Here is a 24,330-nt window from a genome sequence, read left to right as displayed (position 1 = left end):
CTCAAAATCTTTCGTTATCCGACTATCGGCTGTCCAACAGCCAGTTAGTCATTCAAATTACTTACTGTCGTTTTTCGGTGCCAGCGTCAAGAACATGCTGCGTCCGTCCATTTTCGCTTTTTGTTCCACTGTTGCAATATCCGCAGTTTCTTCAGCTAAGCGATTCAAGACTTTTTGACCAATTTCTTTATGGGTAATGGCACGGCCTTTGAAACGGATAGAAGCTTTCACTTTATCGCCCTTTTCCAAGAACTTACGTGCATTACGAAGTTTTGTATTGAAGTCATTCAAGTCGATCGTAGGACTTAAGCGAACTTCTTTTACATTGATCACTTTTTGTTTTTTACGCGCTTCGCGGTCTTTCTTTTGTTGTTCGAAACGGTATTTACCGTAGTCCATGATTCGCGCAACTGGTGGTTTCGCACCAGGGGCAACTAACACAAGATCCAAGTTTGCTTGTTCTGCAATATTCAATGCTTCTGCTTTTGTCTTAACTCCTAATTGCTCACCATCTGAACCGATCAATCGTAACTCTCGTGCACGAATGCCGTCGTTAACCATCATATCCTTTGCTATGGTCATTCACCTCCAAATATTATGAGAGAAAGAAAAGCTTACCGAATAAACGGCAATAAAAAAACGAGTTCTTTTACAGAACCCGCGCGTACTTCACCTAATAGAACCAGTGAAAACTATCTAGCCCAGTGACATTATCAACTAAGGCGAGAAGCGGGTGCTTCTGCTTTTATTTCTCAACCATCATAGTATAGCAAAAACTAATCTTTTTGTCAATGTTTTTCATACAGTTTGTCTTCCTTTTCTGAAAATGATTAGATTAGCAGACTTTCTAGCAGTGATTCCCGCTTCTTTGCTATACTAAAGAAAAACGAGGTGAACCCACATGAAAAAAATCGAACCTATTCCACCTTCTCTTCCTCTTCTTACAAAGGGAGAGTTTTATTTAGAAGATGAGGAGATCTTCTCTGGTCTTCTGATCAACGGGGGTGACCAAAGCTATCTCGATGCCAAAAATATGGTATTAAGAGAGAGTCATATCCAAAAACTTACGATGCAAAAAACAGTTTTACGTCATTTTGAATGCAGTAATGTCATTTTTGAAAAATGTGATTTTTCCAATCTGGAGTGGATTGGTGGCAGTTTCCACCAAGTCGTGTTTCATCAATGTAAATTAACAGGTACGAATTTTGCCGAAAGTTATCTTCGAGACTGTACTTTCACTGATTGTATTGCTTCGATGGCTTCCTTTAGTAGTACAAACTTGAAAGCTGTCTCCTTCGATCATTGTCAATTAGAAGACAGCGAATTTTATGAGGTCACTTGGAAAAACCTTTTTTTGTCTGACAATCAGTTAACCGGTTCGAACTGGTTTCGAACTTCTCTGAAGGGATTAGACTTTACGACTAATTTCTTCACAGCAATCGCTTTATCTCAAGATTCTTTGGCGGGACTAATCGTCAACCAAGAGCAAGCACTTGTGATCGCCCAAGCCCTTGGTTTGCAGATCAAAGACTAGATCAACGAATCCGCCGCCACAGTGCAATAAGCATCCAAATAGATAAGACCAAACTGATGATCAAGGCGATTCCCCATCCGAAAACGGAATGGGTAAAGGGTAACTGGAGATTCATTCCGAAGAATCCTGTCACAATAGTTGGAACGGTCAAGATCAGCGACCAGACCGTCAAAAATTTCATCGTGTCATTCAAGTTGTTATTCAGCAAATTATTATAAGTGCCAGAGAGCTGGTCTAAAATCTGCGAAGCTAAGTTCGTCATTTCAACTGCTTGTCGTGCTTCGATCAGTGCATCGTCCAACTCTTCTTTTTCCTTTTCTGACAACTTGCGATAAATAGCCAATGCCTTGATTTGTTCTAAAAGTACTACATTTTGTTTTGTTCCTGTAACTAAGTAAACCAAACCGATCTCTAAATCTGAAAGTTGCAGCAGATTCTTGTTCGTTGTTTTTTCTCTTAATTTCAGATTAAGCCGCTGACGTTCACTATTCACTTCCTCGATTAAAGGAAAAAAGGAATCAGAAATCAAAAACAATGTACGAAACAATAAACTGTATACACTCATGTCTGGCATTCGTTCCAAAAGCGATCGAATTAGTCGAATCACGTACTCGGTATTCGGCGTGGTAAATGTAAACAAACCGTCTTCTTTTAAAATAAAAGCGATAGGACTAGTTTCATAATGATTATCGACTTTTTGCTGGTGCGGAACATTTGATACAAGCAGTAACGCTTCATCAAAAGAATCGTACTCTACGCGCGCCCGTTCATTTTTATCTAGAGAATAAGTCAGCATCTCGTCACTAATGCCATATTCTTCTTTTAAGTTTTTAACAGCTAGCACATCGTTTTGCTGTACATTGATCCAAAAATTACGGTCTTGATTAAAATAGTGTTTTTCCCGCATACTCTATCCTCCTGGCATTTGTTTCCAGTATAAAGAAAAAAGTCGCTCAAATAAAGGTTTACCCTTTATTTGAGCAACTGTAAATCAAATGGCTACTTTGGTTTGGCGAATCTCTGCTAATTTTTCTTCGATCATTTTCAAGACTTCTTCTTTTGCTTGAGGATCTTCCACAAAATTATAGCGGTCTCCATCGATTTGGATTTTTGGACTTTCTTTGTATTCTTCATACCATTGATCGTAACGTCTGTTCAATTCTTTGTAATAATCGTATAGACTTGGATCAAAGGACAATTGTTCATACGAACGACCACGTTTTTCGATACGCTCCAACATCGTATCAAAAGATACACGAATATGAACTAATAAATCCGGATGTTTTTTATGGGCAGCATAGGGAAGTTCTTCCATCATGTTTTCCAGCAGTTCATCATACACACGAACTTCTGTTTCTGTTGCTCTTCCTAGATCTGCATTTAGATGGAAAAGCAGTGAATCTTCATAAATCGAACGGTCCAATACATTATTGTCATCTTTCATTGCTTGTTTGATGCTTGCAAAACGTTTATTCAAAAAATAAATTTGCAGCAAAAAAGCATACTGTTCAGGGTTTGCATAAAATAAGGGCAAGACTTCATTATCATCAATCGATTCATAAAATGCCTGACTATCAAAGTGTTCAGCCATCATTTCTGTTAAACTTGATTTTCCGGCACCAATTGTACCTGCTAAAACGATCACGCTCATTTACCTCCAGCTCACTTCATCACTAAATATTGTGTTTAACTCCAACCTTTTTAAATATACCCCCAATATCTAGTAGTGTCAATTGTATTTTTTTCTAGTCAAAGAAGAAAAAAAGTCAAAAAATTCTTAAGAAAAAAGTGTTTTTTCTTTAGAAAACGTATTCTTAGTTTTACTTCTGAGATGGTTTTAGTAAAATAAAGGAGGAATGTTTTTTGAGACCCTTAGTGGACAAAAAAATTCGTGAAGCAGCGCAACTCGTTTTGGGCGCTTTATTTTTTGCTTAAAAATCACTTTTACGTGAGAAGGAGTTAGATTATGGCAAACTATGGCCAAGGAGAATCAAGCGGAAAGATCATATTGATGGGCGAGCACGCGGTTGTTTATGGAGAACCAGCGATTGCCTTTCCTTTCTATGCAACAAAAGTCACCGCATTCCTTGAAGAGCTGGATGCAATGGACGATCAACTGGTTTCTTCCTACTATTCAGGAAATTTAGCCGAAGCTCCTCATGCATTAAAAAATATCAAAAAATTATTCATTCACTTAAAAAAACAGCATGACATCCAAAAAAACTTGCAACTGACCATTGAAAGCACGATTCCTGCTGAACGTGGAATGGGATCAAGCGCTGCAGTCGCCACAGCAGTCACTCGTGCTTTTTATGATTACTTAGCATTTCCTTTGTCTCGTGAAATACTATTAGAAAATGTCCAGCTTTCGGAAAAAATTGCCCACGGTAATCCTAGTGGAATCGATGCAGCCGCTACTAGCAGCTTGCAGCCGATTTATTTTACAAAAGGGCATCCTTTCGACTACTTTTCTTTGAACATCGATGCTTTTTTGATTGTCGCTGATACAGGAATCAAAGGACAAACAAGAGAAGCCGTCAAAGATGTCGCTCACCTCTTTGAAACCCAGCCTCATGAAACTGGACAAATGATCCAAAAATTAGGATACTTGACGAAGCAAGCAAAACAAGCAATCATTGAAAATTCACCAGAAACGTTGGCACAGACAATGGATGAATCACAATCACTTCTGGAAAAGCTGACAATCAGCAATGATTTTCTTAATCTATTGATCCAAACAGCAAAAGATGCCGGGGCATTGGGTGCCAAATTAACTGGCGGTGGACGCGGTGGCTGTATGATTGCATTAGCACAAACAAAAACAAAAGCCCAAGAAATCAGTCAAGCACTTGAAGATGCGGGTGCTGCTGAAACTTGGATACAAGGATTAGGAGTACATACCTATGTTTAAAGGCAAAGCACGCGCATATACCAACATTGCTCTAATCAAATATTGGGGTAAGAAAAATGAAGAACTCATCCTTCCAATGAACAACAGCCTTTCGTTAACATTGGATGCATTTTATACAGAGACAGAAGTCATCTTTTCTGATAGCTATATGGTAGATGAATTTTATCTAGATGGCACCTTGCAAGACGAAAAAGCAACAAAAAAAGTCAGTCAGTTTCTTGACCTTTTTCGTAAAGAAGCCGGCCTCTCACTAAAAGCTTCAGTAATCAGTCAGAATTTCGTTCCTACCGCAGCTGGATTAGCCTCCTCTGCCAGCGGGCTAGCTGCTTTAGCAGGCGCTTGCAATACTGCTCTTAAGCTTGGATTAGATGATCTCTCTCTTTCAAGATTTGCTCGACGCGGGTCTGGTTCAGCTTGCCGAAGTATTTTCGGTGGTTTCGTCGAATGGGAAAAAGGCCATGACGACTTAAGTTCTTACGCTAAGCCTGTCCCTTCCGATTCTTTCGAAGACGATTTAGCAATGGTTTTCGTTTTGATCAACGACCAGAAAAAAGAAGTGTCCAGCAGAAATGGGATGCGTCGGACAGTCGAAACATCCAGTTTTTATCAAGGCTGGTTAGATTCCGTTGAAGGGGATCTATATCAATTGAAACAAGCAATCAAAACAAAAGATTTCCAACTTCTCGGAGAAACGATGGAAAGAAACGGACTAAAAATGCATGGAACGACTTTAGCTGCCCAGCCTCCATTCACTTACTGGTCTCCTGACAGCTTAAAAGCGATGGATGCAGTGCGGCAATTGAGAAAGCAAGGCATTCCATGCTACTTTACGATGGACGCTGGGCCTAATGTCAAAGTTTTAGTGGAAAACACCTATTTATCTGAGGTACAAGAAGCTTTTACCAAATTATTTAGCAAAGAACAAGTAATTACTGCCCATGCTGGTCCAGGAATTGCGATTATTGAATAAAGGGAGATTTTTATGATTGAAGTATCTGCACCAGGCAAACTCTATATTGCCGGAGAATATGCAGTTGTTGAAACAGGCCATCCAGCAGTTATCGCTGCAGTCGATCAATTCGTGACAGTCACTGTAGAATCTGCACGAAAAGTCGGAAGTATCCAATCTGCACAATATAGTGGGATGCCTGTACGTTGGACAAGACGCAACGGAGAATTAGTTTTAGATATTCGGGAAAATCCTTTTCATTATATCCTTGCTGCTATTCGCTTGACTGAAAAGTATGCACAAGAAAAAAACATTCTTTTATCCTTTTATGATCTGAAAGTAACAAGTGAGTTAGACAGTTCAAATGGCCGGAAATATGGATTGGGTTCTAGCGGTGCCGTGACCGTTGCAACGGTCAAAGCCTTGAATGTTTTTTACGCGTTGAATTTATCTCAGTTGGAGATTTTCAAGATTGCAGCACTAGCCAATTTAGCAGTTCAAGATAATGGTTCCTGCGGCGACATCGCTGCTAGCTGTTATGGTGGCTGGATCGCTTTCTCAACCTTCGACCATCCTTGGCTCCAAGAACAAGAAACTCAGCATTCTATCAGTGAGTTACTTGCCCTGGATTGGCCAGGTCTATCCATTGAGCCATTGATTGCTCCTGAAGATTTACGTTTATTGATTGGTTGGACGGGTAGCCCTGCCTCTACTTCTGATTTGGTCGATCAAGTTCACCGTTCGAGAGAAGATAAAATGGTGGCTTATCAGCTTTTCTTAAAAAACAGTACAGAATGTGTCAACGAAATGATCAAAGGGTTTAAAGAAAATAATGTAACGTTGATCCAACAGATGATTCGAAAAAACCGACAATTACTGCATGATTTATCTGCAATCACTGGGGTCGTCATCGAAACGCCTGCTTTGAACAAATTGTGTAATTTAGCTGAACAGTATGAAGGAGCCGCAAAATCTTCTGGTGCAGGTGGGGGCGATTGCGGAATCGTAATTGTTGACCAGAAATCTGGCATTCTTCCTTTAATGAGTGCATGGGAAAAAGCAGAAATCACTCCACTGCCGTTACATGTCTATAGCGATCAAAGAAAGGAAAACCGATGAATCGAAAAGACGAACATGTTTCACTAGCTAAAGCCTTTCATGATAAACAAAAAAACGAATTTGACTTCGTACGGATCATCCATAACCCTTTGCCGCAAATAGCAGTTTCTGATGTCGATCTAAGTACACAGGCAGTTGGGTTTACACTAAGCAGCCCATTTTATATCAATGCGATGACTGGCGGAAGCGAAAAAACAAAAAAAATCAACCAAGATCTTGCAATCGTCGCAAGAGAAGCAGATTTGATGATTGCCACTGGTTCAGTCAGCGCTGCCTTGAAAGACCCTTCTTTAGCCGATACTTATACGATTATGCGACAAGAATATCCTCACGGGAAAATCATTGCCAACATCGGTGCAGGGACTTCTGTCGAAAGAGCCAAAGAAGCTATCCGATTGTTTCACGCAGATGCCTTACAAATTCATTTGAATGCACCTCAAGAGTTGGTTATGCCTGAGGGAGACCGTGATTTTACCAATTGGAAAGTACTTATTCAAGAGACTCAAACAGCCATTGACGTCCCCCTCATCGTAAAAGAAGTCGGTTTTGGCATGACAAGAGAAACGCTCAATGATCTAGCTTCTTTAGGAGTTCATACAGTTGATATCAGCGGTCGAAGCGGAACAAGCTTCACCCAGATCGAAAACGCCCGTCGCTCCAAGCGGGAACTGAGTTATTTAGCTGACTGGGGGCAATCGACAGTCTCTTCATTGCTTGAAGCAAATGAAGCAGACACTTCTATGGAAATCCTAGCCTCCGGAGGTATCCGCAATGCCTATGACATATTTAAAGCCCTTTGTCTCGGCGCAAATGCAGTGGGTACTTCAGGAACCGTACTGACGCATCTGATGAATCATGGCGTAGAAGAAACTATTATACTGATGAAGCAATGGCAAGAAGAGCTTCGTCTGCTTTATACTATGGTCGGCGCAACGAATACCGCGGCCCTACACCAACAATCTCTGATCTTTTCCGGACCAGTGAAGGATTGGTGCGAAGCAAGAGGGATCGACTTAGTGAAGTATGGAAGACGCACAGAAAAGAGCGTGGGACAAAAGTAAAGAACACTTTTGTCTCACGCTCTAAACACGTACAAACGGCGGAAGCAAAAGCAACTCCAAGAAATAAGAAGGAATTCACAAAAATTTGAAAAGCAATTTTCGTGAATTCCTTCTTATTTCTTGGAGTTAAATGCTTCTGTCTCAGCCTCTTTTTTCGAATAAATGATGTTTAATCAGCTGTCCTTCGGTATTCGTTCAAGCCGCTGATTTCACAACCTCTCCACTAAACAGTGTATTAAAGCTCTTTTAAGGTTGTTTTCCGATATAGGCAAGTATGCCTCCGTCCACATACAAGACATGGCCGTTAACGAAATCAGATGCGCTAGAAGCCAAGAAGACAGATGGTCCAGCCAAATCGATTGGCTCGCCCCAGCGTGCTGCTGGCGTACGTCCAACGATAAATTGATCGAATGGATGACGTTCACCGTTTTCTTGTGTTTCGCGTAATGGAGCAGTTTGCGGTGTAGCAATATAACCTGGTCCAATTCCATTACATTGGATATTGTATTGACCGTATTCAGAAGCGATGTTTTTCGTCAGCATTTTTAATCCGCCTTTTGCCGCAGCATAAGCACTGACCGTTTCGCGTCCTAATTCACTCATCATAGAGCAGATATTGATGATTTTACCGCCGCCTTTTTCGATCATATCCGGAATAACTGCTTTTGAAACGATGAATGGGGCATTTAAATCCACGTCGATTACTTGGCGGAAGTCTGCCGCATCCATTTCGATCATCGGTGTCCGTTTGATGATCCCTGCATTGTTGACTAGAATATCAACTGAACCTACATCTTCTTTGATCTGTTGAACCATCGCTTGAACCGCTTCTTCATCGGTCACATCGCAGACATAACCTTTTGCATCGATGCCTGCTTCTTTATAATGCGCTATACCTTCATCAACTGATTCTTGATTCAAATTATTAAATACGATTTTTGCTCCTGCTGTAGCTAAAGAGCGTGCAATCTCAAATCCAATACCATAGACAGCACCGGTGACTAATGCTACTTTTCCATCTAAACGAAACATATCCATACTAAATTCCATCATTTTCTCTCCCTTATGCTTATTTTAATTGATCCATTTGCACCATATCCATGTCTGTATAGGTGATATTTTCTCCGCACATTGCCCAGATGAATGAGTAATTGCTTGTACCTACACCTGAATGGATCGACCAGCTTGGCGAAATAATGGCTTGTTCATTGTCTACAACTAAATGTTTTGTTTCATCTGGTTTGCCCATCATGTGGAACACACGTGTATCTTCATTGGCATAATCAAAGTAGACATAAGCTTCCATACGACGTTCATGTGTATGACAAGGCATCGTATTCCAAGCACTTCCTGGTTCTAAAATCGTATAACCCATTTGTAATTGACAGCTTTCGCATACATTTGGATGGATGTATTGATAGATTTTACGTTCATTCAGTGTCAGGCCTTCACCAGTTTCCATTGGTTTTACTTGGTCGATACTGATTTTTACATTTGGATATTTATGATGAGCTGGAACAGAACTAATATAGAATTTAGCTGGGTTTTCAGCATCTTGAGAAGAAAATACAACATGTCGTGTTTCTTTTCCGATATAGTATCCGTCTTGTTTTTTCATTTCTTCTTTTTGCCCATCGATCTCGATGAATCCTGGTCCACCGATATTGATCACACCTAGTTCACGACGCTCTAAGAAGTAATCAACACCTAGTTCTTTGTCTAATGTGATTTCTAATTCTTTTTCAGTAGGTGTCACTCCACCAAAGATCATTCGATCGTTGTGCGTATAAGTCAAACTGATTTTCCCTGGTTCAAATACCTTTTCTACTAAAAATTCTTTTCTCAATTGTTCCGTTGAATAATGACGGATATCTTCTGGACTGTGTGTATAACGTGTTTCCATTTCTTGCATTTTCTTCTACTCCTTCTATCGAATGATTTTTCCAGAGCCGCATGCTAAAAATTGTGCGACTTCTTCTTGACTGAATTGGTTGCAGTCCCCATGGATCGTATGCTTCAAGGCAGAAGCTGCCGTAGCAAAATCAATGATTTCTTGCGGAGACATATTGGATAAAATCCCATGGAGCACGCCACCTGCAAAAGCATCTCCGCCACCTACTCGATCCACGATTGGGGTAATTCTATGGACTTGGGATTCCACATATTCATGGTTCATCCACAATGTCCCCTTCAGTTCATTTTCACTTGCTGAATGAACGGTACGCTTGGTCGAATAAAACACCTGAATATTCGGGAACTTTTCCTGCATTTTTTGATAATAATAAATTAGAGGTTGTTCTTCTGCTTCTGGCGCTTTCTCGATACCTAACAAATAAAGAGCATCCATTTTTCCAGCTGAGCAGATATCTACTAAAGGTAAAAGCTGATGGATTACTTCGCTGGCTTCTTGCTGTGTCCATAATTTTCCACGATAGTTGATATCGAAGCTGATCAGGCAGCCAGCTTTTTTTGCAGTTTCTATCACCTGTTTCGTCATTTTTTGCCATTTTTTAGACAAAGCTGGGGTAATTCCTGAAACATGAAATATATCTATTCCTTGGAATAACTCCTCTAGCGACCATTCCAAATGATCCATTTCAGCAAAACTTGATCCGGCACGATCATAGATCACTGAGGCGGCGCGTTCGCCACTACCAGTTTCCATATAATAAGTACCTAGTCTTGATCCACCAGATAATACCTGTTTCGTATCTACTCCATAACATTGCAAGTGCTTTTTGACTGCTTTTCCCAATGCGTTATCAGGTACTTTTGTAGCAAAAATCGCTTCATGTCCGTAATTAGCTAAAGAAATTGCTACGTTTGCTTCCCCTCCGCCATAATGGGCAGCGAATCGTTCACTTGAATCGATACGGGTTCCCTGATCTGTGGACAATCGCAACATGATTTCTCCGAGTGTCACTACTTTTCCCATAAGCAGCTACCTCTTGATTTCTTTCATTTTTGCTGCATACTGTTGCGCGACTTCCGTTACTTTGTCAAAATCTCCTGTAGCTGCGGGTGCTAAAAGGTTCCCACCTACTCCGACTGTTACGACACCAGCATCGAACCACTCTTTCATATTGTCCAGACTCACACCGCCAGTTGGCATGATATTGACTTGAGGCATCGGCGCCTTGAAGGCAGAAATGATACTTGGTCCATAAGCGCTTCCAGGAAATAGTTTGACGATATCTACCCCGCTTTTCAGCGCTGTTTTGATCTCGGTAATAGTCATACATCCTGGTAAGTAAGGAATTTGATACAGATTGCACATCTCTGCCGTTCCTTGATCAAAGGAAGGGCTAACAATATACTCTGCGCCAGCTAAGATAGCCAAGCGAGCTGTGACAGCGTCTAATACTGTGCCTGCGCCAATCACTATTTCTGGTTGGTCTTTGTAGAATGACAAAAGTTCTTTGATTACTTGATCTGCTTGAGGGACTGTAAAAGTCAACTCAATACCAGTTAGACCACCTTTGATGATTGCGTGGCAAGCATTCAAAGCTTCTTCTTTGCTTTTTCCGCGTACCACCGCAATCACTCCGGCGTTTTTCAATCGAGATAAAATATCAATTTTTTTCATCTTCTCCACCTATTTCCTATTTAGAAATTTTATTTTATAACTTGGAAATCTATACCCATATTATACGGCAGAAAAGAAAAATTGCAAACGCTTTTTTCATTATTTTTGAATTCTTTGCTCGATTTCGCTTTTTGTTTGCTTGAGGGCACTGATTATTTGTTCTTTTGTCTCATCTGTTAAACGATATTTCGGCATACTTACACTAAATGCACCAATGATTTGTTCGTTTTTCACAATTGAGGCTCCTATACAAAAAATATCACGTTCGATTTCTTCATCGTCAAATGCGATGTGGGTTTCTTTTACCGTTTGGATTTCCTTTTTCAACCGTAATGCATTGGTGATCGTATATTCTGTGTAAGGGATCAACGGATGCTTTTCAAGATAATCAGTGTACTGCTCTTCACTGAATTCTGCTAATACGGCTTTGCCCATCGCAGAATTGTATAATGGTCGGGTGATTCCGATTTTTGAAGACATGCGGATCGTTTGATGTTTTGGATCTAGTTTGTTCACGTACAAGATCTCATTGTTGTCCAATACTCCTAAGTGGATAGTCTCATCGATCTTTTGCTGCAGCTGTTCTAAAAACGGTAAAGTCAACTCTACCAAATCGATTTGTTCAATGTTTTTATTCGCGTAGCGAATAAGCTTTGCACCTAAACGATAGTTTTTCTCTGAATTTTTATTTACGTAGCCGATCATCAGCAAAGTATCTAGTATTTTCAAGACTGTAGAAGAGGTCATTCCCACATCCTTTGCGATCGTCTGCAAAGAGACATCTTGGTTTTCCGCTAAATAGTCTAGTATTTTAGAGGCTTTGATCAATACAGTTCCATAAGGCTTTTTATTTTCCATATAATATTCTCCTATTTCTTTATAAGAAAAATTATAGCGGAAATACCATCAATTTAAAAGAGATATCCAGATATAAACTACCATTTCTCTTTACAGGCAATTTAATGTTGAAGATCCGCTTCGTTTTTACATCAAACTTTGATATAAAGCAATGATTTCTTCTACTGTCGTTTCTCTTGGATTTCCTGGTGTGCATACATCTCGCAAAGCATCTTCTGCAATTGCTGGGATATCTGCTTCTTTTACACCTAATTCAGAAATGGTTTCTGGGATTCCAACCGCTTTGCTCAACCGATCGATCTCACCACAAGCCGCTTCTCTTACATCTTCTAAAGACATTTCAGCTGCTCCTTTAATCCCTAGAACAAGAGCGATCTCACGGTACTTTTCTCCAGTATATTCTTTGTTATATTTCATGACAGTTGGCAAAAGTGCTGCACACGCTACGCCATGAGGAATGTTGTACCATGCACTTAACGGGTGAGCCATCCCGTGTACCAGTCCTAAACCGACATTTGAGAAGCCCATTCCCGCAATATACTGTCCTAATGCCATTTTTTCTCGCCCATTTTGATCGCCATCTACAGAAGCTTCCAAAGAATGACCGATGATTTCGATTGCTTTTAAATGCAGCATATCAGTCATTTCCCAAGCGCCTTTTGTGATAAACCCTTCAATAGCATGCGTCATAGCATCCATACCTGTTGATGCAGCCAATTTTTTCGGCATTCCCATCATCATATCGCTGTCGATGAACGCGACGATTGGGATATCATGAGGATCAACACAAACAAATTTTCGGTGATTTACTTCATCTGTGATGACGTAGTTGATCGTTACTTCTGCTGCTGTTCCAGAAGTCGTTGGTATAGCTAATATAGGTAAACATGGATTTTCCGTATCAGCAACACCTTCTAAACTAATGACGTCTGAAAACTCTGGATTCGTCAAAATAATCCCAATGGCTTTTGCCGTATCGATTGGCGAACCTCCACCGATTGCGATCAAACAGTCTGCCTCTGCCTCTTTAACAAAAGCCACTCCATCTTTTACATTTTGGATCGTTGGATTAGGTACGATCCCGTCGTATAAAGCATAATCGATTGCTGCTTTATCTAGAAGTTCTGTTACTTTTGTTGCTATACCGTGCTCGATCAATCCTTTGTCAGTAATGACAGCTGCTTTGCTGAATCCTCGCTGCTGAAATTCAGGGACGATCGACTCAATCGCTCCTTTTCCAAAATACGATGTTTCATTTAAAATCATTCGATTACTCATTTTTTATTCCTCCTAATTTGTATTATTTTTCACAATAAAAACGAAAGAACTCCAAGCAACCGGTTGCCCAGTTGCTTGTTACTACAGTTCAAAGACTGGCATCAATTCCCAACTGACTGGAGAGGCATCTGGATTTGTCTCCATGATATCTTCCATGTACTTCCACCATTTTTGATTGATAGATGTATTTGCCATTTTTTCCCATAACTTTTCATCTTCGATCACTAAGTAACCAAATAACAAACTTATACTCGGATCAAGATAGATCGAATAGTCGATGACCCCGTGTTCACGAAGTGCTGTACGCATCTCTGGCCAAAGTTCATCATGTCTTTTTTTGTATTCTTCTTGTTTTTCTGGGTAAACTTTCATGCAAAAAGCTTTTTTCACCATGTCAGACACCTGCTTTCGTATGAACTTCCTCCAAATAACCTGCTTTCGGAGTAACACCAAACGCATCTGCTAAGCGCCACAGATTATCGTCTGTGATTGTTTGCAAGATTGGTCCTTGCGCTTTGACGTACGTATAGACTTCTGCTGCCTTTTCTGCTGTCTCGATCAAACCAAAGACTTCATCCATGTCTTTTCCTGACCCGTAGATTCCATGTTGTGGCCATAAAACCAATCGAGTTTCTTTCATTTTTTCAGCTGTTGCTTCCCCAATCTCATTTGTTCCCGGAACCATCCACGGAATGATGGAAATTCCTTCTGGAAAAACAACTAAGCATTCCGTACACATTTGCCATAGCGTACGACTAAAGGAACGTTCGTCTAATTCATGCGTAAAACTCATCGCTAATAGATGACTAGCATGGCAATGCATAACGATCCGATTATCTGGGTCTACTTCTAAACGGGCGATATGACTCATGAAATGACTTGGCAACTCGCTTGTAGGAAGGCATTCGTTTTCCAGCCCCCACAAAAGTTCCAATGTTTTGCCATCTTCAGCAACTCGAACGATTCCAAGATTCTCGGCAGGTTCGCTCGCTACATTTTTAAAATATCTTCCTGAACCAGTTACAATAAAATAGCATCCTGCTAAACGGCTGGCATCAAAAATCATCGAGATGCGGCGGATCACTTTTTCAGGATCCAAGAACGGTGTGATCTCTTCTTCTTTTAGTAAATAAGAAATATTCCCGCCATTTCTTTCATCCCATCCCAAGCGATAAAGATTCGACGTCGTTTCGATCATTTCTTTCACATAAGGCGCTTGTAAAATATCTATTTTTTTCAATATAGCCACACTCCTATTTTCTTAATTCCAACACGTCTTTTTGATATTCCTGGACTTCTTCCAGCCAATCCAAACCAACTGGAACTTGATTTTTGTAACAGAAATAATTCCATACATCGGCATACGGGAAATCTTTCAATTCTTCCGTATAAGCCATTCTTGAAGTAAAGTCAAAAGCCAGCTCCATTTCTTTCAATCGCTCAACTGGTTCCAGCATAGCTTTCAGCAGTGCTTTTTGTGTATTTCTCGTACCGATGACCCAAGCAGCGATACGGTTGATCGTTGCATCAAAGAAATCCAGACCGATATTTGTTTTTTCCAACAATTCGTTACGGACTAATTCTTTAGCGATTTCCTGCAATTCATCATCCATCAAAACCACATGGTCTGAATCCCAACGCACTGGACGGGAAACATGCAGCATGATTCCTTTGCTGAATAAAGCTAATGAAGATAATTTATTGGAAATCACTTCTGTTGGATGAAAATGTCCAGCATCTAGACAAACAAGTTTGTCACGAGTCAACCCGTAACCCATATAAAATTCATGGGAACCGACTGTATAAGCTTCAGCGCCTAAACCAAATAGTTTGCTTTCTACTGCATCTTGTACATACCGTTCATCTAACTCTTCTGTAAAAATTTCATCGAGTGATTCCATTAAACGTTTCCGTGGGGTAAAACGATCAATCGGATTATCTTTCATCCCATCAGGTACCCAAAAGTTATTGATACTTGTTTGTCCAGTTTCTTTCCCAAAGTACTCCGCGATTTTGCGGCTTCTTTTCCCGTGTTCGATCCAGTATTCACGAATTTCTTTATCTGGATGAGCCAATGTAAAGCCGTCTTTCATCATTGGATGCGAAAAGAAAGTCGGATTGAAATCAAGACCGATTTCTTCTTTTTTTGCCCACTCTACCCATTTTTCAAAATGTTTCGGCTCAATTTCATTTAGATTGACAGATTCTTCTGTATCCAAATAGATAGCATGAAGGTTCAATTTGTGTTTGCCCGGTATCAACGAATAAGCCTTCTCCAGATCTTGTCTAAGCTCTTCAGGTGTTCGTGCGGCTCCTGGAAAATTCCCTGTCGCCATGATTCCACCGGTCAATTCGCCATCCGGTGTCAAGAAACCTTTGACATCATCTCCTTGCCAGCAATGCATAGAAATTTTGATGTCCTGTATCTTTTCTAGTACAGCATCTGTATCTACACCGATAGTTGCATATTTTTCTTTTGCTTGTTCGTAATTTCTTTCAATCGTGTTCATACGATTACTCCTTTGATTTTATTCACGTACCATTCCATCGTGTTTTGCTTATTTTCATCTGGGTAAAAAGTTTCACATGGAAACGACTGTTTGATTACATTTCTTGCTTGTTCTATATTCGAAAACTGACCTGTACTGAGCATTTGCATGGCAACATTCCCGATTGCTGTGGCTTCACTAGGACCTGCTTCTACAATGATTCCGGCATAATCTGCTGTCAATTGATTCAGTAGACGATTATTCGATCCGCCCCCTACGATGTGCAGCTTTTCCAATTTCGTTCCAGTTAAGTGTTCTACTTTGATCAGCTCTTGTGCGTAACAAAGAGCAAGATTATCATACACACAACGAGCGATAGCTCCCGATGAGACAGGGACTGGCTGCTCTGTTTCAAAACAGTATTGCTGAATCTCTTCTATCATATTTGGGGGATTCAAAAATCGAGGGTCATTGATTTCCATCACTTGCTGCAGCGGTTTTTCTTTTGCAGCAAGCTCTGCCAATTCCGCATAACTGTACTCGTACTCTTGCATTCGGGCAACTTCCTGGATCAACCACATCCCCATGATGTTTTTCAAAAAACGCACCGTGTTATGGGCACCCCATTCATTCGTATAATTTTCAGAAAAAGCATTGCGAGAAACATTGGCGATCTTTGTTTCAATCCCTAAAAGCGACCATGTCCCACTGCTGATATAACCCCAACGTTCTCCTTGACCTGGCGTTCCTAATACAGCTGACGCCGTATCATGACTTGCTACTGTGATAAAGGTCACATCTGGCAAATCATATTTTGAAAATTGTTCTTTTTGCAGATCTCCTAGTATCGTTCCCGGCTCTGTCAATGGTGGAAATAATTCCTTCGAGACACCGATTTTTTCAAGAAGTTCTATTTCCCATTCTTTTGTCCCTGCATTCAGCAGCTGCATAGTAGATGCATTAGTTTTCTCCGTCACCATGTTACCAGTAAAGACATACCCTAAATAATCAGGTATCAGTAACAATTTATGTGCTTTTGCCAAATTTTCTTTTTCTTCAGCAAACAATTGGAACAAGGTATTGAAAGGCTGGATCTGAATCCCTGTCTGCTCATACAACTTATCTAGAGAATAGATTTCAGAAAACTGTTCTACTGCTCCATTGGTACGCTTGTCCCGATAAGCAATCGGATCATTTATCCGATCCCCTTGTTCGTCAATCAGACAGTAATCGACTGCCCATGTATCGATCCCCGCAAAAAGACGATCAATCCCTGTCTGCTTTAATTTTTCAAATCCAATCAAAATCTCTTTGATAAGATAATCGATCTTCCAGCGATCGTGACCGTCTTTGTTCCGAAAGCCGTTTTTGAACCGGTGCACTTCTTCCAAGATCAAAGAACCTTTTGCATCCCTCGTACTTTTCATTAGTCGTCCGCTTGATGCACCGATATCGATGGCAACAAATGTTGGATTCATTTCTCCACCTCTTTTACTTTATTGTTGATTAGCACTTTATTAATAAAGCGTTATCATTTATTAACAATGCTATCATAATACAGAATCTTATATTTTGCTTCACACTATTTTGGTATATAATTGCATTATCTTGACAAGTTGGGAGTGTTTACATGGATTACTGGGAAAAAGCCAACCACTCATGGTCGGAAGACTCAAAAAGAGTGATCTTGACGCCTACACAAAGAAGCAGGAATTTATTTTTTTATATCCAAGAAATCGGTTACTTCAAAGCACCAATCCCTTACTATACTGAACGAGCACATTTACCTTCTTACTTGATAAAGTTTACTTTGTCTGGCGAAGGTTCGCTTACATATAATGATAATCAGCAACAGCTAAAAGCTGGAGACTTATTTTTTATTGACTGCCAAGAATATCAGCGTTATCAAACGATCAGCGAAGAACCATGGGAAATGGATTGGATCCATTTGAATGGTCAGAACGTCCAATCATTTTATCAGGAGTTCACAAAAGACGGCCATAACACCTTCCATTCAACAGGGGATCCATCAGAAAACAAGATCCACCATTTGATCACAGAATTGATCCACATGCAACAAGGCACGAATGCCCGTACCGATTTCCAGTCCTCTGTAGCTATCCACGAGTTGTTGAATGAACTGATTTTGCAAAAGTATCAGCTAGATTTCGAAGAAGAGGATATTCCCGCCTACGTTTACAAACTGAAGCAATACTTAGACGAACATTTCAAAGAAACGATTACACTTGATCAATTAGAACAACAATTCTTATTGAATAAATATCAGCTGAGCAAAGATTTTTCCAAATTTATCGGTTCTCCACCAATCGATTATTTGATCAGCAAAAAACTTTCTTACGCTAAAGACCTTCTTCGGTATACAGAATTTACGGTTCGAATGATTTCCGAAGAAATAGGGATTGAGAATTTTGCTTACTTTAGCCGCCTGTTCAAAGCAAAAACAGGACTATCGCCGAGAGACTTCCGTAAATTCAGCTGATTCATATAATATGTACGTCATTTTTTCAAAATATTTTGAAATATATAGATAAAAATAAAATAACCGCAGTTTCTGCTTCTATATAAACAACAGCAGCTACTGCGGTTATTTTTTAGTGATCATTCTCATTGTTCATCTTCAAAATGTTCATAATGAACCAACTGTTTCTGTGTATCACGTTTCAAAAATTCTTTAGGCGTTATGCCGAACTCTCTCTTGAATGCTTTCAGAAAATGCGGATAAGACGAAAAACCACTTTTACTATATACAGCACTAGAGCTGCGGTACTCTCGCAACAAGTGCTTGGCATAGATCAGCTTTTTCTTCATTACATACTGATGAAACGTAAATCCAGTGTACTTTTTAAATTCTCGTGTGATATGGTATTTGCTGACAAAAAACTGCTTTTCCATTTCCTCTAAAGAAAGCGGATGAGATAAATTTTTTGAGATATATTGTAACATTTGTTCCACACGCTCATTAGGAACTACAGCATTCTGTTCTTGCGCACTCTCTTCTTTTTGTACAACTTGATTGAGAAAAATCAAGTATTCTACCAGAGCTTGTTCATATTTTATGTCTTCACCGTAAATTTTTTTATCAGGAGGATGGTCGATAAATGATAATTTTTGCTTCAATACTTCCTGTTCTATTTGCAATACACGACTCCTCTTTTCTCCCATTGGTTGAAAACAAGCCGATAGATTAGACCATGGCGTGGAACGACTTTCTAGAAAAGAAGGGGTGACAAAGATATAGACACGCTCGAATACATCTGAAGATTGGCGGACGATACGATGCAAATCATTGGAATGGATGAGCAGCACACTTCCTGCTTTGATCGTAAATTGTCGTCCGTTCAAATAAAAAGTCGCTTCTCCCTTTAATGTAGCATGGATCTCATAGAAATCATGATGATGATAGATCGTTTTATTTTGGCTGACGACATCTTTGACATGATAGATTTCATACTGATCAGAAACCATCGTATTGACTTGTTCACCGCTGATTTTCTTTTGGAGCATGTGCCGCACCTCCTTTTGTTCACTTATGCACAATTTTATTATACCACGTTTTTTGTAATCAAAAAGAGCTGCTTTTATATACTCTTATAAAAAAGAAGAGACGTGGCATCTTCTAGCCCCGCCCCCTCCATTCTAAATATTAGTTAATCAATGTATTCTTTACATTATTCAAGAAGACTTCTTCCATAACGAATCCCATCATCTTTTGTTTCTTCAAGAACCACATACAGATACGGACGGTTCTTCTTGATGATTTCTTTGATTTTTGTGTACTCGATCATACCGTCTCCCAAATTTACCGGCACGATTTTTTCCTGTTCGACACGAAAATCTTTCAAATGAACCGCACATATTTTTTCACCAAAACGCTCAAAAGCTTCTTCTACCAATTGGACTTGTTCTTGATAATCAGTACTTGTGATCAAATTTGTCGGATCTAAAATGATTCCCAGATAGTCCGAATCCACTGCTTGGATCAGCTGCTCTACTCTTGCTAAAGAATACACCGGATGATTCAAACCTGGTTCTATCCCCACCATCATTTGGTATTTTTCTCCAGCTTTTACCAAGCGACGGATAACGGACACTGCTTCAGCAAATGCTTCATCTGTGAAATTTTCTTCCGTATATTGGATTTCCGGCAAGACACATCCAGTTTCCGAAGCAACCATCGACGCACCAAAAGAAGAAGCATAGCGAAGATACTGCTCGAACTTTGTCAGCAACTCTTCTCGTATCGTTAAATCTGGATGAATCATATTGATATAGCAACTTAAAATTCCTACAGTCACTTCTTGCTTTTCTAAAACTCGTTTGACATAATTTCCCATCCCAGAATTGATTTCATTTGCGCCAGAAGGTATTGCAGGAAACGAAAGACCTAAGGCGAGCTGCAGTGTATGGATCCCTTGTTCTTTTGTTTTTTCTGCAAGATCTTCTATCGTTTGGACTTGGGAAAGATCATGTCCTCTAATTGTAATGTTTAACATAATTATTCTCCTAACTCAGCATATTGGGTAGCCACATGACGATTTGCGGGAAATAGGTAATCAAAAACAAGACAACTAGGATAATCCCATAAAACGGAAGAAGTGGTTTCAGCATTGCCTCTGCTTTTACGCCTCCTACACTTGCACCGACATATAGTCCTGTACCTACTGGCGGCGTGATGGAGCCTACACACAGATTCATGATTGAAAACAACCCGTAATGTACAGGATCAACCCCTACACTTGTGACGATTGGTAAAAATATTGGTGTAAAAATCAAGATAGCAGGCGCCACATCCATAAACATACCCACCAGTAATAACACAAGATTGACTAATAACAGAATAATAAATTTATTATCCGTTACGCCCATAATCAACGAACTAATTGCCTGAGGAATACCGGTAAACGCCATGGCGAAAGACATCATGGAAGAAGTAGCTAATAAGAACATGATCGTCCCTGACATTGCTACTGATTGAAACAACATATTAGGTATATCTTTTAGTTTTACCGTTTTATAGTAAAACATAGCAATCAATAGGGAGTAAATGACAGCTATCGCTGAAGCTTCTACTGCTGTAAATATCCCCGTCAAGATACCACCGATAATGATGACAATCAATAGAAGGCTAGGAATCGCCTCTTTTATTATTTTTCCAGCATGAGCCATCTGTCCTTTTTCGACAACAGGGTATTTATTCTTTTTAGCAACAATGAATGCTACTAGCATGATTCCTAGCGCCCACAAAGCGCCTACGAGATAACCTCCCATAAACAAAGCAGAGATCGAAGCACCACCAGCAACAAGTGAATACATGATAAAAGCAGTACTTGGAGGAATGACCATACCTGTCGGAGCTGACGCAATATTGACCGCTGTCGCAAACTTCCGGTCATATCCTTCTTCCACTTGCTGAGGGATCAACACTCCACCAATCGCGGTAGAAGCGGCAATGGCCGAGCTAGAGATGGAACCAAATAAAGCATTCCCTAACACATTCGTATGAGCTAAAGCCCCCGGTACGCGTCCGACGAACAACATCGCAAAATCCACTAGTTTCTTAGCTATCCCTCCATTATTCATGATAATGCCCGAGAGAACGAAAAACGGAATAGCGATCAGCGAAAAACTATTGATACTTCCCACCATTTTTTGAGCTGAACTAAAAGCAGAAACATCAAACGGTATAACTAACAATAAAGTCATCATCGATGAGAATGCAATACTTATAGCAATCGGCATCCCTAATACAAGCAACACAACAAACACAAAAAATAACACTAATCCGGCTTCTATTGCCATTTTATTCCTCCAATTTTATATTTTTTCTTGAATTGCTGGCTTGTTGCTTAATGTATCGATTAGATTGATCAGGCTATAGATAATGATGAGTACCCCCGATACAGGTACTGACAGATAAACATATCCCATAGGAATACTTAAAGAAGGCGAGATCTGCCCCATTGTCAATGTGACAGCATTCCATCCGCCATACACCATGATCATCGCAGCAAATACCAGAAATAAACTTTGAACAACAACTTCTAAAATTTTACTTTTTTTGCCAGTTAATTTTTCACTTAAAACCGTTACGGCTAAATGTGCTTTTTGTCCCACAACATACGCGGAAGACAACATGGCAAACCAGACAAGACCGAATCGAACAAGTTCTTCCGTGACCGTATTTGGATTTCCTAAAACCGTTCTGGAAAATACTTGCCATAAAACAACAGCGACCATCCCAACAAGCAAAACAGCTCCCAGGATCTCTAATACCTTGTTTAAAATCATTTTCATCACAGCTACGCTCCTTGCTCTTGGATCTTTTGATAAAGGTCTTTGTAGGTAGGATCGTTTTTGAATATATCATGAAGTGGGGCAACTGCCTCTCGAAACGGTGTATTATCTACATCATTGAATTGGACTCCATGTTCTTCTTGTGCTAAAGCTTTTTCTTCTTCAATTGCTTTTGCAAAAGCTTCAATTTCAAAAACCGTTGATTCTTTCGCTGCTTCTTCAATGGCTTTTTCCTGCTCATCAGTTAGCTGTTCTTTGATGGCATCATTCATGATGATGATATCTGGCACACGTGTATGCTCATCATAAGAATAGTATTTAGCTACCCCGCCATGTCCAGCTGTATACAAGACAAATTCATTGTTTTCTGATCCGTTGATCAAATTGGATTGAAGAGACGTGTACACTTCATCACTTCCCATAGGTACGGGCGAACCGCCTAAAAGCTCTACCATTTTGATAGCGGTTTCGCTTTGCATCACACGGATCTTCTTTCCCTTCAAATCTTCCGGCGTATGGATCGGACCGTCTACCATATAAAAGCTGCGCTGACCAGAATCATAATAGGTCAATCCGGTAAATCCTAAATTTTTGGTCGATTGGTAGATTGGCTCCATTATTTCTTCATTATCCATCACCTTAAAGAAATGTTCTTCATCATTGAATAGATAAGGAACTGAAAAAATCGAATAATCTTTAGAGAAACTTTCCAACGCTGAGGCACTTACTTTTGTGAAATCTACTGCTCCTGACTGTGTCAATTCGATCAGTTCACGTTCTCCACCCAGTTGTCCATCTGGGAAATACTGGATCTGTACGGAACCATCTGTTTTTTCTTTTACTAAACGCCCAAATTCATTCATTGCATCAATTACTGGCTGGCTGTTGCTTGCATAAGCAAAGCGCAAGGTAACTATCTCATTTACGTCTGCATCTGCGACAGTTGCCACACTAGAATTATTTCCGCAGCCGCTTAGACCTAGCAGACCTAGGCTAAGCGAACTTGCTGCAAACAGCAGTGATGTTTTTTTCATATGGGTTTCCTTTCTTTTAACAATAAGAGACGAGCAATTCTGTCAAACAAAGCACCGTTAACGACTGTCCATAAGGCATTGCTGTGATTCCGATATTCCGATAAAAATCTAAACTGTCCCCCATTCCTGTCCCGATTGAAACGTTTTGAACTTCTCCTTTTTCATCGATTTGTTCAAGCAATCCTTGGATAGCACGATAAGCGACTTCTTTATATTCTTGTGGTAAATAACGTTTATGGACCGCTTTCAAAATACCGTAAGCAAATCCTGCAGTTGCAGAAGATTCTACGTAAGAAGAAGGATCATCCAACAACGTATGCCATAAACCGCTTTCAGACTGATAAGTTTTTAATGCACGCACTTGTGCTTCAAGTGTTTCGATCAATAATTTGCGCAATGCATCTTCTTTCGATAATTCTAAGATTTCAATGATCTCTGGAATAGCAATCGTCAACCAGCAGTTTCCACGAGCCCAAAATGCTTCGGCATAGTTATGATTTCCTTCAAACGTCCAGCCGTGATACCACAATCCTGTTCGTTTATCCATCAAGTATTTGATATGGATCATAAACTGGTAACGAGCTTCTTCTAAATATTCTGGGCGATTCAACAGTTTCCCGATTTTTGCCAAAGGAAGCACTGTCATCATCAATGTATCGTCCCACAACTGATTCTTATTTTCCGGTCCATATGTGGCATGCTGTAACCCGTCTTCATTTGTCCGAGGCATGTCATTCATGACCCATTCTGCCCATTGTTCTAAATAAGGCAAATAGCGTGAATCTTTCGTGTCTTCATACAAGTAAGCCATAGTCAATAGCGGTGCCATTGTATTGACGTTTTTGGGCGGAGCGCCTTCTTCCATACGATCCTCAAACCATTCATTGACCACTTGATAAGCGCGAGGATTTTTTGTCATCTGGTAATTTTTATAAATACCATATAGACCGACACCTTGTGGCCAATTCCACACTGTCCAGCTCTTGTCATCTACTTTCAGTCCATCAAAGTCCAACAAAAATTCACCATTATCGTCTTTGATCGTTGTCAGGTTTTCAACGAGCAGGTCAATTTTTTCTTTCACTAATTCTTTAGGTACAAAAATCTCTTCTTTAATAATCATCTTTACGCCACCTTTTTAAACGCTTTCATTTTATATCCTTAATATAGCAGTAATACCGTCCACTATAAATATC

Annotated in this window: 25 protein-coding genes and 1 other annotated feature; of the genes, 6 read left to right on the top strand and 19 right to left on the bottom strand. The window is 40.0% G+C overall.

Annotation, left to right across the window (positions count from 1 at the left end; translation table 11 throughout):
* Positions 1 to 57 precede the first annotated feature (57 nt).
* A complete protein-coding gene (gene infC, locus OZ002_RS01135; RefSeq protein WP_002293357.1) occupies positions 58 to 582 on the bottom strand; it encodes a translation initiation factor IF-3 in 525 nt (174 codons plus the stop codon).
* A gap of 43 nt (positions 583 to 625) precedes the next feature.
* Positions 626 to 751 (bottom strand) — a sequence feature (ribosomal protein L20 leader region).
* A 150-nt stretch (positions 752 to 901) separates the two neighbouring features.
* Here infC and OZ002_RS01130 point away from each other — a divergent pair.
* Complete coding sequence (locus OZ002_RS01130; RefSeq protein ID WP_002294161.1) at positions 902 to 1,534, top strand: pentapeptide repeat-containing protein; 633 nt, start codon at positions 902 to 904, stop codon at positions 1,532 to 1,534.
* 1 nt (position 1,535) lies between these two features.
* On the opposite strand, the gene OZ002_RS01125 is transcribed toward OZ002_RS01130, so the two are convergent.
* On the bottom strand, positions 1,536 to 2,441 hold the full coding sequence (locus OZ002_RS01125) for a magnesium transporter CorA family protein (protein ID WP_002294163.1): 906 nt from the start codon (positions 2,439 to 2,441) through the stop codon (positions 1,536 to 1,538).
* An 84-nt stretch (positions 2,442 to 2,525) separates the two neighbouring features.
* Entirely contained in the window at positions 2,526 to 3,185 is a 660-nt protein-coding gene (locus tag OZ002_RS01120; protein WP_002294164.1) for a deoxynucleoside kinase, read from the bottom strand.
* A 315-nt stretch (positions 3,186 to 3,500) separates the two neighbouring features.
* Here OZ002_RS01120 and mvk point away from each other — a divergent pair, with 315 nt between their 5' ends.
* From mvk to fni, 4 genes are read left to right on the top strand one after another with little or no spacing between them, the layout of a single operon-like run.
* Entirely contained in the window at positions 3,501 to 4,445 is a 945-nt protein-coding gene (mvk, locus tag OZ002_RS01115) for a mevalonate kinase (protein ID WP_125179379.1), read from the top strand.
* Positions 4,438 to 5,415, top strand: coding sequence for a diphosphomevalonate decarboxylase (gene mvaD, locus OZ002_RS01110; protein WP_049142154.1), 978 nt, complete (start codon positions 4,438 to 4,440; stop codon positions 5,413 to 5,415). Before mvk ends, mvaD begins: the two co-directional genes overlap by 8 nt.
* A 12-nt stretch (positions 5,416 to 5,427) precedes the next feature.
* A complete protein-coding gene (locus OZ002_RS01105) occupies positions 5,428 to 6,513 on the top strand; it encodes a phosphomevalonate kinase (RefSeq protein ID WP_002288233.1) in 1,086 nt (361 codons plus the stop codon).
* Positions 6,510 to 7,574, top strand: coding sequence for a type 2 isopentenyl-diphosphate Delta-isomerase (fni, locus tag OZ002_RS01100; protein ID WP_049142153.1), 1,065 nt, complete (start codon positions 6,510 to 6,512; stop codon positions 7,572 to 7,574). Before OZ002_RS01105 ends, fni begins: the two co-directional genes overlap by 4 nt.
* Before the next feature lie 246 nt (positions 7,575 to 7,820).
* On the opposite strand, the gene OZ002_RS01095 is transcribed toward fni, so the two are convergent.
* From OZ002_RS01095 to rhaB, 10 genes are all read right to left on the bottom strand, one after another.
* Positions 7,821 to 8,624: a gluconate 5-dehydrogenase gene (locus tag OZ002_RS01095; RefSeq protein ID WP_002294167.1), complete on the bottom strand. Its 804-nt coding sequence runs from the start codon at positions 8,622 to 8,624 to the stop codon at positions 7,821 to 7,823.
* Between the two features lie 19 nt (positions 8,625 to 8,643).
* Entirely contained in the window at positions 8,644 to 9,486 is an 843-nt protein-coding gene (gene kduI / locus OZ002_RS01090) for a 5-dehydro-4-deoxy-D-glucuronate isomerase (protein ID WP_002288239.1), read from the bottom strand.
* 15 nt (positions 9,487 to 9,501) lie between these two features.
* Positions 9,502 to 10,509: a sugar kinase gene (locus tag OZ002_RS01085; RefSeq protein WP_125179032.1), complete on the bottom strand. Its 1,008-nt coding sequence runs from the start codon at positions 10,507 to 10,509 to the stop codon at positions 9,502 to 9,504.
* Between the two features lie 6 nt (positions 10,510 to 10,515).
* The gene (locus tag OZ002_RS01080) at positions 10,516 to 11,160 is read right to left on the bottom strand and encodes a bifunctional 4-hydroxy-2-oxoglutarate aldolase/2-dehydro-3-deoxy-phosphogluconate aldolase (protein ID WP_002331991.1); all 645 of its coding nucleotides are present in this window, start codon (positions 11,158 to 11,160) and stop codon (positions 10,516 to 10,518) included.
* A 99-nt stretch (positions 11,161 to 11,259) separates the two neighbouring features.
* Positions 11,260 to 12,018, bottom strand: coding sequence for an IclR family transcriptional regulator (locus tag OZ002_RS01075; RefSeq protein WP_325082740.1), 759 nt, complete (start codon positions 12,016 to 12,018; stop codon positions 11,260 to 11,262).
* A gap of 126 nt (positions 12,019 to 12,144) precedes the next feature.
* The gene (gene fucO, locus OZ002_RS01070; protein ID WP_025481647.1) at positions 12,145 to 13,296 is read right to left on the bottom strand and encodes a lactaldehyde reductase; all 1,152 of its coding nucleotides are present in this window, start codon (positions 13,294 to 13,296) and stop codon (positions 12,145 to 12,147) included.
* A gap of 81 nt (positions 13,297 to 13,377) precedes the next feature.
* Entirely contained in the window at positions 13,378 to 13,689 is a 312-nt protein-coding gene (gene rhaM, locus OZ002_RS01065) for an L-rhamnose mutarotase (RefSeq protein ID WP_002298313.1), read from the bottom strand.
* A 1-nt stretch (position 13,690) separates the two neighbouring features.
* A complete protein-coding gene (gene rhaD / locus OZ002_RS01060) occupies positions 13,691 to 14,536 on the bottom strand; it encodes a rhamnulose-1-phosphate aldolase (RefSeq protein WP_002307417.1) in 846 nt (281 codons plus the stop codon).
* Between the two features lie 13 nt (positions 14,537 to 14,549).
* The gene (gene rhaA, locus OZ002_RS01055; RefSeq protein ID WP_002307415.1) at positions 14,550 to 15,806 is read right to left on the bottom strand and encodes an L-rhamnose isomerase; all 1,257 of its coding nucleotides are present in this window, start codon (positions 15,804 to 15,806) and stop codon (positions 14,550 to 14,552) included.
* The gene (rhaB, locus tag OZ002_RS01050) at positions 15,803 to 17,263 is read right to left on the bottom strand and encodes a rhamnulokinase (protein ID WP_002288250.1); all 1,461 of its coding nucleotides are present in this window, start codon (positions 17,261 to 17,263) and stop codon (positions 15,803 to 15,805) included. Before rhaB ends, rhaA begins: the two co-directional genes overlap by 4 nt.
* A gap of 152 nt (positions 17,264 to 17,415) precedes the next feature.
* On the opposite strand from rhaB, the gene OZ002_RS01045 reads away from it, so the two are divergent.
* Positions 17,416 to 18,285 carry an AraC family transcriptional regulator gene (locus tag OZ002_RS01045; protein ID WP_002298317.1) on the top strand — a complete coding sequence of 290 codons (870 nt, stop codon included), beginning with the start codon at positions 17,416 to 17,418 and terminating at the stop codon, positions 18,283 to 18,285.
* A gap of 125 nt (positions 18,286 to 18,410) precedes the next feature.
* Here the strand turns inward: OZ002_RS01045 and OZ002_RS01040 are convergent, their stop codons facing one another.
* The 6 genes from OZ002_RS01040 to bglB form a co-directional block, all read right to left on the bottom strand.
* On the bottom strand, positions 18,411 to 19,310 hold the full coding sequence (locus OZ002_RS01040) for an AraC family transcriptional regulator (RefSeq protein WP_002288252.1): 900 nt from the start codon (positions 19,308 to 19,310) through the stop codon (positions 18,411 to 18,413).
* Between the two features lie 164 nt (positions 19,311 to 19,474).
* Entirely contained in the window at positions 19,475 to 20,299 is an 825-nt protein-coding gene (locus tag OZ002_RS01035; protein WP_002307412.1) for a sugar phosphate isomerase/epimerase family protein, read from the bottom strand.
* A 10-nt stretch (positions 20,300 to 20,309) separates the two neighbouring features.
* Positions 20,310 to 21,605, bottom strand: a complete 1,296-nt coding sequence (locus OZ002_RS01030; protein ID WP_002307410.1) for a TRAP transporter large permease — start codon at positions 21,603 to 21,605, stop codon at positions 20,310 to 20,312.
* A 15-nt stretch (positions 21,606 to 21,620) separates the two neighbouring features.
* Positions 21,621 to 22,100, bottom strand: a complete 480-nt coding sequence (locus OZ002_RS01025) for a TRAP transporter small permease (protein WP_002288258.1) — start codon at positions 22,098 to 22,100, stop codon at positions 21,621 to 21,623.
* A 5-nt stretch (positions 22,101 to 22,105) separates the two neighbouring features.
* The gene (locus tag OZ002_RS01020; protein ID WP_002294179.1) at positions 22,106 to 23,134 is read right to left on the bottom strand and encodes a TRAP transporter substrate-binding protein; all 1,029 of its coding nucleotides are present in this window, start codon (positions 23,132 to 23,134) and stop codon (positions 22,106 to 22,108) included.
* A 16-nt stretch (positions 23,135 to 23,150) separates the two neighbouring features.
* The gene (bglB, locus tag OZ002_RS01015) at positions 23,151 to 24,257 is read right to left on the bottom strand and encodes a beta-galactosidase BglB (RefSeq protein ID WP_002288261.1); all 1,107 of its coding nucleotides are present in this window, start codon (positions 24,255 to 24,257) and stop codon (positions 23,151 to 23,153) included.
* Between the last annotated feature and the right edge of the window lie 73 nt (positions 24,258 to 24,330).

The organism is Enterococcus sp. E4-150, from assembly GCF_035726465.1.
In the GTDB taxonomy this organism is placed as follows: Bacteria; Bacillota; Bacilli; order Lactobacillales; family Enterococcaceae; genus Enterococcus_B; species Enterococcus_B faecium.
The sequence above is the reverse complement of the archived record's forward strand: the minus strand, read 5'-3'. Positions and strand labels throughout refer to the sequence as shown.